We start from the raw sequence: 12,310 nt of genomic DNA on the forward strand, positions 1-12,310 counted from the left end.
TATGTATACTAACAGAAGAATTTGGTTAAATCCATTTTCTGTAATCTGCCAAAGGGCATACAAGCCCTATTGGTGCTACAATTTAAGAAAAGAGGTTTAATGTAAAATGGCAAACGTTGATTTAAGCAAGTATGGTATTACAGGCGCTACAGAGATTATTCACAATCCTTCTTATGAATTATTATTCGAAGAAGAAACAAAGGCTTCTAACGAGGGTTACGAAGTAGGAAAGGAAAGCGAACTTGGTGCTGTTAATGTTATGACAGGTATCTATACAGGTCGTTCTCCTAAGGATAAGTACATTGTAGTAGATGAGAATTCTAAGGACACAGTATGGTGGACTTCAGATGAGTACAAGAATGATAACCACCCAATGTCAGAAGATGTATGGGCTAAGGTTAAGGATATTGCTAAGAAAGAACTCTGCAACAAGAGACTTTTCGTAGTAGATGCATTCTGTGGTGCTAATAAGGATACAAGAATGGCTGTTCGTTTTATCGTAGAAGTAGCATGGCAGGCACATTTCGTAACTAACATGTTCATTAAGCCAACAGCAGAAGAACTTGAAAACTTCGAGCCAGATTTCGTAGTATATAACGCTTCTAAGGCTAAGGTTGAGAATTACGCAGAATTAGGTCTTAACTCAGAGACATGTGTAGCATTCAACATCACAAGCCACGAGCAGGTAATCATCAACACATGGTATGGTGGAGAAATGAAGAAGGGTATGTTCTCTATGATGAACTACTACCTTCCACTTAAGGGAATAGCTTCAATGCACTGCTCAGCTAACACAGATAAGAATGGTGAGAACACAGCTATCTTCTTCGGTCTTTCAGGAACAGGTAAGACAACACTTTCTACAGATCCTAAGAGACTTCTTATCGGTGATGATGAACACGGCTGGGATGACAATGGCGTATTCAACTTTGAAGGTGGATGCTACGCTAAGGTTATCAACCTTGATAAGGATTCAGAGCCAGATATCTACAATGCTATTAAGAGAAATGCTCTTCTTGAGAACGTTACTCTTGATGAGAATGGTAAGATTGACTTTGCTGATAAGAGCGTAACAGAGAATACTCGTGTATCTTATCCAATTAACCATATTAAGAATATTGTAAGACCTATATCTTCAGCTCCAGCTGCTAAGAATGTTATCTTCCTTTCAGCTGATGCATTTGGTGTACTTCCTCCAGTATCTATTCTTACTCCAGAGCAGACACAGTACTACTTCCTTTCAGGATTTACTGCAAAGCTTGCTGGTACAGAAAGAGGTATCACAGAGCCTACACCTACATTCTCAGCTTGCTTCGGACAGGCATTCCTTGAGCTTCATCCTACAAAGTATGCTGCTGAGCTTGTTAAGAAGATGGAAAAGAGCGGAGCTAAGGCTTACTTAGTTAACACAGGCTGGAATGGAACAGGTAAGAGAATTTCTATTAAGGATACTCGTGGTATCATCGATGCTATCCTTTCAGGTGCTATTAAGACAGCTCCTACAAAGACACTTCCTATGTTCAACTTTGAAGTACCTACAGAACTTCCAGGTGTTGATTCAGGTATCCTTGATCCTAGAGACACATACGCTGATGCTTCTGAATGGGAGACAAAGGCTAAGGATCTTGCAGAAAGATTTAACAAGAACTTTGTTAAGTATACAGGCAACGAAGCTGGTAAGGCTTTAGTAGCTGCTGGTCCTCAGTTATAATTAATAATTCTGGATATAACAGACGATTGTCAATTTAATTAAATATTTTATTGGTATATAAAAAGACCGCTTGTAATTAATGGTAAGCATTAGTTACAAGCGGTTTTGTTTGACTATATTCTCTATAAATTAAAGTTCTGTCCTGACAATATTAAGAGGCATCATAAGATGATCAATAAGGATTCTGTAAGCCTCATTGCCATTGCCGGTTTTCAGGTTCTCAAAGTATTCAGAATGTTCATCTATTGTTCCATTAATACGGCCTTCAACCTCAAGTGCCGACTGTGTTGTAAGTCGGATAAGATACATAAGCTTTTGGAACATATGATTAATCTCCTCATTCTCAATGTAATTAACTAAGAGCAGGTGAAACTTATGGTCGTAATTAATAAAACTTTCGTAGTTATCATCAAGAGCAAGTGATTCTTTCTGGTGTTTGAGAATTTCACCAAGTTTCTGTATTGTATTCTGACCTTTAGCGGTCTGATATTCTTTAGCTAGGCATTGCGTACAAAATCCTTCGATAGCACATCTTATCTGGATGGTTTCCCTCATATCTTTCTGGCTTAATTGTCTTATGCGAAAGCCTTTGCTTGGGATAACTGTGATATAACCATCCTGGCTTAAGCATTGCAGAGCCTCTCTCATAGGTGTTCTTGATATGCCGAGTTCTTTGGATAATTTAGTTTCTGAGTAAAGTGTGTTGACATCGAGCTGGTGAGTAAGAATTAAATTCTTAATGTAATTATAAGCCTCAAGCTGCAATGATGACATAAGCTGCATAGATTCCTCCGTTGTATAAATGCCTGAATAAAAAGTTACGATAATAAATTTATAAATGGACTTTTAAAATAAATTAAAAAAAACATAAAAAATACAATTTACTGATATATAATAGACGATTATTATATTAAAATCAATAAAATAAATATAAAATCGGTATACCGGCACGCAATGTTCGTAATAAAATAATTTAAAATCTGAATATGTAAAGTTATTGTGTTAAAATACTATAATGAAAATATGTAATGATTGCACAAAAAAAACTTGAAAATTTGGTTAATCTGTTTAATTGCAAAGGACTATAATACAAATCGTAATAAAGAATAGATAAACTTAACAGAACCTCTTTGTTGAAGGCTTGCTAAGCAAATCAGATTTTTGGAGGAAAAGATAAATGAATACTTTAAAAGCTGAAAAAAGAAGCATGGATGACAAGGCAAAGAAATTAAGAAGGGAAGGTTATGTAACTGGCAATGTATTTGGAAGAAGCCTTGCAGAATCAATACCGGTAAAGATTGAGAAGAAAGAAGCAGAGCGTTTCTTATCAGTCTGCAACAAAGGTAGTGAGGCAAAGCTTACAATCGATACAACAGATTATGATGTTCTTGTAAAGGAAGTTGATTACGACCCAATCAAGAGACAGACATTAGAGATTGATTTCCAGGTGCTTACAGAAGGAGAAAAGGTTCACTCAGTTGCAGAGATAGTATTAGTTAATCATGACAAGGTACAGGGTGTTGTTGAACAGCATATGGAGGAAATTCCTTATAAGGCAGCTAAATCAGCGCTTGTTGAAAAGGTAAGCGTTGATATAGGAGAACTTAAGCCAGGCGACAGTATTAAGGTAGGAGACCTTGATATTGCTAAGGACAAAGATGTATCAATATCACCTGATGTATTAGAGAAGGTTATTGTAAGCGTAACAGAGCAGACATATGCCGAGACAGATACTGATACTGATGAGGATGGCGAAGCATCAGAAGCTTAATATTATGGTAATATAGTATGATACCAGGGTCAAAAGGTATAAACCCATATGAGCTTGCTCATAGGTGGGTGAAAGACCTTGGGACCCGCCCCGATATGAGCATAAAAGTGGGATGATAATCCCACGATATGCGAATATTGGGGAGAATTGTGGGAGTGCGTAGCACGGAACAATTCGTAGGTATCAAAGTCGGGGGCTTTAGACCCCGACATCATAGTATTATAGTAATATTTCAGGTACAGAAACATACGAAAGTATGTAAGTAAGATAATAGACGCATATGTAATAGTGAGAATATTAATATGTAAACTTACGATAGAATAAAGATAAAAGTCAGCTATAGGGAGAGTTATGTTACCCTATAGCTGGCTTTTTTTAAAATATGGTGCAGAATTCGACAGTAAAATACGTTTTCCTTGAATAATTATGCGTAAAGATATATACTATACATAATGTTATGTAACGAAAGAACGGAGGATACAATATGGGATATGATGCTGAAAAATTCAAAGCCAGAGCTAATACTAAAGCAGGAAATATATGGCTTATATTAAATATCCTGCTTACAATGCAGTATTTGTCAAATATGACTAAAGGTACATATGATCGGAAGTTTATAATTCCATTTCTTATTATAGGCTGGGTCCCATATATAATTGGTGTTATATATACTAAGATAAAAGGAAAATCAGCTGATGGATACAAGCATATATTAGGTGTTGGATATGGTTTGTTTTATGGATATATAGTATGTACAAGCACATCACTGCTTACATTTGCATATATATTTCCAGTAGCAAGCATGACTATTCTGTTCAAGGACAGAAAGTTCATAGTGAGCTGTGGAATTGGTAATATTGCCATAGTTATATTAAGTACAATTATTAAATTTATGTCAGGTATGAATGCGTTGGCAGATATTGATAATTATTCATTACAGATATCGTGTATAATCCTTTGCTATGTATGTTATGTATTATCAATTAATCATCTTAATCTTTCAGACGGAGCACTTACAGATTCAATTAAGGCTGACCTTGACAGAGTTGTCAAGACAGTTGAGCAGGTTAAAGATTCAAGTAATATGATAGTTGACGGAATTACAGTTGTAAGAGAGCTGGAAGAAGAGAACAAGCAGGGAGCTAATTTCGTTGTATCAAGTATGAAAGAGCTTTCGCATAATAATGATATACTTCATGATAAGACATATTCTTCAACACAGATGACTACGCAGATTAATAATCAGGTAGAAAATGTAGCTTCACTTATCAATGAAGTTGTGCAGCTTGTCAGTGAGTCAGTGGAACATACAGATACAAGTTCAAAAGAGCTTGCAGATGTAGTTGAAAGTACTAAGACTATGGCTGAATTATCAGGTGAGGTAGATAATATACTTAGAGAATTCCAGCAGGAATTCAGTAAAGTTAAGACAGAGACAGGTACAATTGGAGAGATTAACTCACAGACTAACCTGTTAGCACTTAATGCTTCAATTGAGGCGGCAAGAGCTGGCGAAGCAGGAAAAGGCTTTGCGGTAGTAGCAGATGAGATAAGAAATTTAAGTACAGAAACAGAAGAATCATCAGATAGAATTATGACAGCGTTAGGACATCTGGAAAATACATCTAACAGAATGTTAAAGTCAATAACGACAATACTTGAACTTATACAGACAACACAGACCAAGGTTGTACAGGTTAATGACAGCGTGTCAGGAATAGCTAAGGACTCTACACAGATAGGTGAACACATTGGTGTCGTAGATTCAGCAATGCAGGAAGTTGAAAGCTCTAACCGTAATATGGTTGACAATATGCACGAGATTGAAAATGTTATGAAAGACATTACTGACTGCATAGGCAACGCAGACGAAAGCACTAAGATAATGCTCAGCAAATATGAAGAGTCAGCCCGCAATGTTGATAAGATAGAAAATGTTGTTGGTGCAATGATGGAAAAGCTTGGAGTTGGCGGCTTTATGGGTGTTCAGGATATCAAGCAGGGTATGTATTGTACCATAAGACAGATTATATCAGGAAAGCCAGCTGATACAGAAAGCCACGGCGAGATAGTTGAACAGGCAGATGGGGTATTATATGTACGTTTCAAGAACAAAGATGTAGATTATAAGAATACCTCATTGAAATACGAACTTGATATTGTAGCGGCAAATGTACTTTATCACTGGTCTTCTGTGTCAGCAGCACCCGCCACACAGTATGGCAGTGATGTATGCAGGCTCATAGTAGCTTCACTTCCAAGCATTGTCAACAGAAGAAAGTATGTAAGAATGCCTGTTAATAATAAATGTACAGTTACATTCAAGGGCGGAGCAGATGTATATGAGGGTACAATGGTAAATATAAGTGCCAACGGCTTCGCTTTCCAGACAAGAGAAACAGAATTCGCAGATTGTAAGGGTGAGAATATAATTGTAAAAGTACCAGATTTTCCAGTTGAGCAGGGCAGGGTTCTTGAAGGTACAATTATAAGAAGTACTGACAATGACGGAAGCCATATTGTTGGATGCCGTATGCCGGAAGACCGCATTGAGATTGGTAATTATGTAAGCAAGAATTATTCTGAATAATATTAAGAAAATGTATAAGCATTAATTCACAATTTTCGTATTATAAATTGTTATTTAGTATGGGGGAATATATTTAGGACATAATAATAACGAAAGTGGATAATTGAATGAGATTAAAGAAAAAGTATAGGAATTTATTAAGATTTATAGCTGTAACGCTGATACTTATTCTAATGATATCAGTTGTTGCGGCTGCTAAACAGCACATTGATAATAAGAAAAGTAATCATAATCAGGATATTGAAGAGGAGTATCCTGATGAGGATGCAGAGGCTTATGAGCTGCCTGAAAGAACACTTAACTCAGATGTTATCCCATATGATGGAGTTCCAAGAACAATATCGTGCTGGGGTGATTCGATGATGTTTGGAATGGGTGCAGGTGAGGCTTATATAGTATTTGGAGATGATGAGCCTTTTGATATATCAGGCTGGACAAGTCCCGATACATTACAGTATCTTACTGGAATTAAGGTATATAATCTTGGCGTTTCAGGTGAGACATCTTATGAGATTGCACTTCGTCAGGGAGGCATAAAGATGTATGTCAGGGATACATTTGAGGTTGGATATGATGACAGTGTAGATGTTACAATTGTCGATGAGAATGGCGAGGAAGTATATATGGCTGATTTCAGTGCATATGGATATACAGAGCCACAGGAGTCAGATATTGTATACATCAATGATGAAATGTTTAAAATAACAGGTACAGAAGAAGAGGGACTTCATATATGCCGTTATTCAGATGAAGAAGTGAACTATGATGCTTTTACAACCGTATATGCGGACACACAGGTATATACCAAGGCCTCCTATGAAAGAAAGAATGATATTCTTATACTTGAGATAGGAAGTAATGGCGGCTGGGAGAATTACAGACAGCTTATAAGCCAGTATGATGCTATGATACAGAATTCGGGCTGTGATTATTATATAATAGTCGGTGATACAGATGATCCGGGAACATCAATAGCAGATACAACTCAGGGAATCCGTAATGAGGACGGAACTTATATAGGGGTTGGTGATACAGCGTGGGAAGCGACATTAAGAGAAGCATATGGTGACCATTTTATTAATATGAGAACTTATCTTATAGAAAACGGACTTACTGATGTAGGATTAAGACCAACAGTAGGTGATTATAAAGGGTTCAGACGAGGAAGAATATCTAAACAGTTAAGATATGACTGGACACATTTTAATTCATATGGTTATTATTCAAAAGGTATTGCAATATATGCCAAGGGTGTAGAATTAGGTTACTGGGAGTAACATATTAAATATGTAAGTTTGGTAATTACAGGTTAAAGCAGGCATTAAAATAATGGGTCTGTTTAATAATAAAAGAAAGGTATATATAACAATGAATGACAAGAGAGAAAAATTTGCTTCAAGATTAGGCTTTATACTGGTGTCGGCGGGGTGTGCTGTCGGACTAGGTAATGTATGGAAGTTCCCATACATATGTGGAAAGAACGGAGGAGCGGCATTTATTGTTATATATCTATTATGTCTGCTTGGACTTGGGCTTCCTATACTTATATGTGAGTATGCAATTGGACGAGGCAGTAATAAGAGCCTTGGAAGTGCATTTAAAATGTTGTCGCCAGAAGGAACAAGATGGCATCATTTCCGCTGGGTAGCTTATGCTGGTAATTATCTTTTGATGATGTTCTATACAATGGTTGCCGGCTGGATGCTCAACTACTTTGTATACAGTCTTACGGGACAGCTTTCAGGAAAGAATGTAGAGCAGATAGGCGGGGAGTTCAATAATATGCTCTCAACACCATCAGTTATGATATTCTGGACACTTGTAGTTGTTGTAATAAGCATACTTGTATGTTCGCTTGGCTTACAGAAAGGCGTTGAGAAGATAAGTAAGGTAATGATGATATTATTATTTGCACTTATGATAATAATGGCAGTTAATTCCCTTCTGCTTGATGGAAGCTCGGAGGGACTTAAGTTCTATCTTGTTCCAGACTTTTCCAAGATGAAGGAGCAGGGTATCGGTAATGTAGTATTTGCAGCTATGTCACACGCATTTTTTACTCTTGGACTTGGTATAGGTTCTATGGAGATATTCGGAAGTTATCTTTCAAGAGACTGCAAGCTTACAGGAGAGTCAATAAATGTAGTTATACTTGATACAGTAGTTGCACTTACAGCTGGAATTATCATTATACCAGCCTGTTTTGCCTATGGAATTAATCCAGGTGCAGGTCCATCGTTATTATTCATAACACTTCCTAATGTATTCAACCAGATGCCGGGTGGGGTTATATGGGAAGTATTATTCTTTATATTTATGGCATTTGCGGCATTATCTACAGTAATAGCAGTATATGAAAATATTATTGCAATGACTATGGATTTATTTAACTGTAGCAGAAAGAGAGCGTCATTAGTTAATCTTTTTGTAATATCAGTGCTTTGTATGCCAGCAGTTCTTGGATATAATGTTTTATCAGGGGTACAGCCTCTTGGAGCTGGTACAACTATAATGGATCTGGAAGATTTTATAGTTTCATATAATATACTTCCTCTTGGCTGTCTTTTATTCGTGCTTTTCTGTACAAGAAAGAACGGCTGGGGATATGACAATTTCGTGGCAGAAGTTAATATGGGAAAAGGCATATCATTTCCTAAATGGTTAAAAGGCTATATGGTATACGTTCTTCCTGTTATTGATTTAGTTATATATTTTAAGGGTTATTATGATATGTTTAAGCCACAGGGTACTAAGGTTGTGTGCATATGGATGACAGTAGCTGTTATTCTTGCACTGTTGGTATTCTACATAGCTGCAGGAAAGGGAAAGAAGAGCAATGACTAAAAAGCAGCTTGCTTATGAAGTTATAGAACGTCTTAAAACAGAATATCCTGATGCCGGCTGTACGCTTGATTATGATGATGCGTGGAAGCTTCTGGTAAGCGTAAGGCTTGCAGCACAGTGTACAGATGCGAGAGTGAATGTTATTGTGCCACAGTTATTTGACAAGTATCCATCAATAGAGGCACTTGCTGATGCAGATGTATATGACATAGAGAAAATAGTCCGTCCATGCGGTTTATCAAAGAGTAAGGCAAGGGATATAAGCGGCTGTATGCGTATGCTTCATACGGTGTATAACAATAAAGTGCCAGATACATTAGAGGAACTTTTAAAGCTTCCTGGAGTTGGAAGAAAAAGTGCCAACCTTATTATGGGTGATGTATTCGGAAAGCCGGCAATTGTGACAGATACACATTGTATAAGGCTGTGCAACAGAATTGGACTTGTAAAAGATGAGAAAGAACCTAAAAAGGTTGAGATGGCACTGTGGAAGATAGTTCCGCCAGAAGAGGGAAGTGACCTTTGCCATAGATTTGTAATACACGGCAGGGAAGTGTGCAGTGCAAGAACCAAGCCTCATTGTGATGGGTGCTGTCTTAATGATATATGTAAGAAGAATGGAGTTAAGCAATAAGTGAAGAATAATTACAAGATGATAATAGCATATGATGGAACCAGATATTATGGCTGGGAACATCAGCCTAATACAGATATGACGATACAAGGCAAGTTAGAGTCTGTTCTGTCACAGATGACAGGGGAGCAGATAGATGTAATAGGTGCAGGAAGAACTGATGCAGGAGTCCACGCCAAAGGAATGGCAGCCAATGCACATATGCAGACAAGTATGACACCAGATGAAATCTGTGATTATATGAACAGATATCTGCCTGAGGACATATGTGTAATGGAAGTAAGAATAGCTTCAGAACGTTTCCACAGCAGATATAATGCAATGGGGAAAACCTACTGTTATACCTGTTATGTTGGGGATAAGAAGCCTGTATTTAATAGAAAATATGTGCATATCACAGGTGCTGTGCCAGATGTTGAGGCTATGAAGAAAGCAGCTTCTTATCTTGTAGGAGTTCATGATTTTGCAAGCTTCTGCGGTAATCCAAAGATGAAGAAATCTACAGTCAGGGAGATATATTCAATTGATATATCGCTTAAGGGTTCGTATCTTAATATGACCTTCCACGGAAGTGGATTTCTTCAATATATGGTAAGAATATTATCAGGAACATTATTAGAGGTTGGTTTTGGTAAAAGAGAGGCAGACAGTATGCAAGAGCTTTTAGAGGCAAAGAATCGTTCTTTAGCTGGAGCGACAGCTCCAGCCAAGGGGTTAAGCCTCTTAAAAGTACATTACGCTAATTAATTATTGGAATAGTTATATAAATTTACTTCTCCATTTAATTGCTTCGTCACGGTACTGGCGGGCAATATCCATAAGTTCATTATATTGGGTGGTTATGCTGTCAATGACGGCTGACTGCTCATTTATTTTTGCCTGGCATGCGGCAATCTTTTTGTTGAAATCTTCGGTCAGGGATTTTTCACGTTCAATGTAATTATTATTATTATTATTAGAATTATTATTATTTGAATTAATATTGTCAGCGTTGTTATTATCAGTACTATTATTGTCGGCAGTGCATATAGCTAATTGTTTGAAATGTCCGATTTGTTCAATTTTGTATATGTGTTCATTAACACATAATAAAATAAAATTATTATATGCAAGCACACTGTAAGAATTCACAGGCTTTTTAATATCAGGCAGTGGGATAGGCAGTGCATTATTGTCATCAGGTGTTATACAGTGCAGGCTGGGTTTATCAGATACAGGATTTTGCTTAAGATAGAAAAGAAGCAGGGTGTCATTACATATGGCAAGCTTAGGATTAGAATATTCCTGTACATAATTACAGTCTATAGCCAATACATTAGCGGTATCCATAATATTTTTTAAGATAAGTGAACCATTCTGATTGATGTAGGAATAATAAAGAGATGAATTATATATACACTCTGTAAGACCGCATAAGTAGTCTGCAGCAAGCACGATAGGGCGGTCAAGCCCACCAAAATGGGCTACACGTAAGAATATATTAGAACCGGCATTATAGATAATTAACTGGCGGTTATTCCCAACTGAATATACATTTGACATATTACCCTCTGTTCATCAGTAGATCTGATATGTGAAGCTTATTAAAATGTATGGTAGCAACAAAGTATTTAGAACATATAATGTAGTAAGAATACTTAAAGGAAGGATTTGAAATGGCAAAGTGTAAGTGCAGGAAAAAATGCTGTACAACAAAGATTGCAAGTAATCTTGTATCTAATATGCCTAATGGATGTTTTGATGTATGTACCAATCCGATATGCGGTTCACCGAGTGAACTTAGTCTTTATGCGCCATTGATATATGACCAGATTGGTATTAACCTTTGTGCTGAATTTCCAATAGGTGCAGATATATCAGCAACTTATCCAACGGCTGTCAACGCAACTGCAAGTGTAATAGATGTATCCTATGAATATGGAACAGGAAATGTAGTTATAACACAGATACCGGGCAGACCGAACTGTTATTCAGTTACATTGTCAAACTTGTCAGTGACATTTGCGGTAAGTCTGTATGATGAGAATTGCAGGCTCGTGGCAACACTTTATCCAACAGCTGTATATCTGCCACCAGAAACAACTTCGGCTACCTATGATGAAGATGTCAATCCAACTTCTGTGGAGCTTGAAATATTTGCACCTTATGGAATATCTTACAATTATAATGCAGCGGCTACACCACAGTATAGTGCGGCACTTAATTATACAGGATTTACAGCGGATAATAACAGAATAACGCAGGGACTTAATCTTTCTGCAATTCCAAAAGTAATTAACCTTGATACAACTGATGATGAGATAACAATAGGTCTTTCAATCATATTACAGAGCTTGTATTTTGCTGGCTACAGGGTTGCAAGTGCTGGAAAGATTGTAACTCCTAAGGGAAGCATAGTGGCAGAGGAAGATTCTAATGAGATGAAATTCGTGTGCGGCAATCTTTTGAATCTAGCAATCAAGCCTCTTGATTTAAGCCCACCAAAATGTGAAGGTAGATTAAAACAAGATTGCGAAACAGGCTGTCAGCCAACGTGTGAGGAAGATATGCCAGTGTGTACGAATTCAGGGAACAACATAAGTGACTGCAATAACTGTGGATAAGAATAAAGTGTGATGATGACGGAATATGACAAGGATAGAAATAGCTGCTATATCGCTAATGGTAGTTAATGTAAAGAGTAAGATGTGACAGTCACAGGCTGTATAAGTGGTATAGTAAGTTATTGCCATATAAAGATAAATATATAGAGAGAATTTA

General features: G+C 37.0%; 11 protein-coding genes. 8 read left to right on the top strand and 3 right to left on the bottom strand.

The genetic code is table 11. The annotated features are described in order from the left end of the window. Positions 1–106 precede the first annotated feature (106 nt). On the top strand, positions 107–1,711 hold the full coding sequence (pckA, locus tag WMO14_RS05430) for a phosphoenolpyruvate carboxykinase (ATP) (RefSeq protein WP_349153418.1): 1,605 nt from the start codon (positions 107–109) through the stop codon (positions 1,709–1,711). A gap of 129 nt (positions 1,712–1,840) precedes the next feature. Here the strand turns inward: pckA and WMO14_RS05435 are convergent, their stop codons facing one another. Next, positions 1,841–2,494: a GntR family transcriptional regulator gene (locus tag WMO14_RS05435; RefSeq protein ID WP_022501989.1), complete on the bottom strand. Its 654-nt coding sequence runs from the start codon at positions 2,492–2,494 to the stop codon at positions 1,841–1,843. 394 nt (positions 2,495–2,888) lie between these two features. Between WMO14_RS05435 and WMO14_RS05440 the strand changes: the two genes are divergently transcribed. Beyond that, positions 2,889–3,482, top strand: a complete 594-nt coding sequence (locus WMO14_RS05440) for a 50S ribosomal protein L25/general stress protein Ctc (protein WP_090140189.1) — start codon at positions 2,889–2,891, stop codon at positions 3,480–3,482. Between the two features lie 29 nt (positions 3,483–3,511). Here WMO14_RS05440 and WMO14_RS05445 read toward each other — a convergent pair whose 3' ends face one another. Further along, the gene (locus WMO14_RS05445) at positions 3,512–3,697 is read right to left on the bottom strand and encodes a hypothetical protein (RefSeq protein WP_082421501.1); all 186 of its coding nucleotides are present in this window, start codon (positions 3,695–3,697) and stop codon (positions 3,512–3,514) included. A gap of 269 nt (positions 3,698–3,966) precedes the next feature. On the opposite strand from WMO14_RS05445, the gene WMO14_RS05450 reads away from it, so the two are divergent. The 5 genes from WMO14_RS05450 to truA all read left to right on the top strand — a co-directional run bounded on the left by WMO14_RS05450 (position 3,967) and on the right by truA (position 10,297). Beyond that, positions 3,967–6,072: a methyl-accepting chemotaxis protein gene (locus WMO14_RS05450; protein WP_349153419.1), complete on the top strand. Its 2,106-nt coding sequence runs from the start codon at positions 3,967–3,969 to the stop codon at positions 6,070–6,072. 107 nt (positions 6,073–6,179) lie between these two features. Next, positions 6,180–7,349 (top strand): SGNH/GDSL hydrolase family protein, encoded by a 1,170-nt coding sequence (locus WMO14_RS05455; RefSeq protein WP_349153420.1) that lies wholly within the window; start codon positions 6,180–6,182, stop codon positions 7,347–7,349. A gap of 52 nt (positions 7,350–7,401) precedes the next feature. Beyond that, positions 7,402–8,916 carry a sodium-dependent transporter gene (locus WMO14_RS05460; protein WP_022501985.1) on the top strand — a complete coding sequence of 505 codons (1,515 nt, stop codon included), beginning with the start codon at positions 7,402–7,404 and terminating at the stop codon, positions 8,914–8,916. Continuing rightward, entirely contained in the window at positions 8,909–9,550 is a 642-nt protein-coding gene (locus WMO14_RS05465) for an endonuclease III domain-containing protein (RefSeq protein WP_022501984.1), read from the top strand. The genes WMO14_RS05460 and WMO14_RS05465 overlap by 8 nt, the downstream gene beginning before the upstream one ends. Then, positions 9,551–10,297 carry a tRNA pseudouridine(38-40) synthase TruA gene (gene truA / locus WMO14_RS05470; RefSeq protein ID WP_055306252.1) on the top strand — a complete coding sequence of 249 codons (747 nt, stop codon included), beginning with the start codon at positions 9,551–9,553 and terminating at the stop codon, positions 10,295–10,297. 12 nt (positions 10,298–10,309) lie between these two features. Here truA and WMO14_RS05475 read toward each other — a convergent pair whose 3' ends face one another. Further along, positions 10,310–11,092 (bottom strand): hypothetical protein, encoded by a 783-nt coding sequence (locus tag WMO14_RS05475; protein ID WP_349153421.1) that lies wholly within the window; start codon positions 11,090–11,092, stop codon positions 10,310–10,312. 113 nt (positions 11,093–11,205) lie between these two features. Between WMO14_RS05475 and WMO14_RS05480 the strand changes: the two genes are divergently transcribed. After that, on the top strand, positions 11,206–12,153 hold the full coding sequence (locus WMO14_RS05480) for a hypothetical protein (RefSeq protein ID WP_055173982.1): 948 nt from the start codon (positions 11,206–11,208) through the stop codon (positions 12,151–12,153). Positions 12,154–12,310 lie beyond the last annotated feature (157 nt).

It is taken from the genome of Lachnospira rogosae (ex Hitch et al. 2025), assembly GCF_040096455.1.
Classification (GTDB): domain Bacteria; phylum Bacillota; class Clostridia; order Lachnospirales; family Lachnospiraceae; genus Lachnospira; species Lachnospira rogosae.

What these genes read in the sequence shown, in the direction of transcription:
- WMO14_RS05460 (WP_022501985.1), top strand. Translation starts at nt 7,402, where the DNA reads ATGGGTCTGTTTAATAATAAAAGAAAGGTATATATAACAATGAATGAC.
- pckA (WP_349153418.1), top strand. Translation starts at nt 107, where the DNA reads ATGGCAAACGTTGATTTAAGCAAGTATGGTATTACAGGCGCTACAGAG.
- WMO14_RS05465 (WP_022501984.1), top strand. Translation starts at nt 8,909, where the DNA reads ATGACTAAAAAGCAGCTTGCTTATGAAGTTATAGAACGTCTTAAAACA.
- WMO14_RS05480 (WP_055173982.1), top strand. Translation starts at nt 11,206, where the DNA reads ATGGCAAAGTGTAAGTGCAGGAAAAAATGCTGTACAACAAAGATTGCA.
- WMO14_RS05435 (WP_022501989.1), bottom strand. Translation starts at nt 2,494, where the DNA reads ATGCAGCTTATGTCATCATTGCAGCTTGAGGCTTATAATTACATTAAG.
- WMO14_RS05440 (WP_090140189.1), top strand. Translation starts at nt 2,889, where the DNA reads ATGAATACTTTAAAAGCTGAAAAAAGAAGCATGGATGACAAGGCAAAG.
- WMO14_RS05455 (WP_349153420.1), top strand. Translation starts at nt 6,180, where the DNA reads ATGAGATTAAAGAAAAAGTATAGGAATTTATTAAGATTTATAGCTGTA.
- WMO14_RS05475 (WP_349153421.1), bottom strand. Translation starts at nt 11,092, where the DNA reads ATGTCAAATGTATATTCAGTTGGGAATAACCGCCAGTTAATTATCTAT.
- WMO14_RS05445 (WP_082421501.1), bottom strand. Translation starts at nt 3,697, where the DNA reads ATGATGTCGGGGTCTAAAGCCCCCGACTTTGATACCTACGAATTGTTC.
- WMO14_RS05450 (WP_349153419.1), top strand. Translation starts at nt 3,967, where the DNA reads ATGGGATATGATGCTGAAAAATTCAAAGCCAGAGCTAATACTAAAGCA.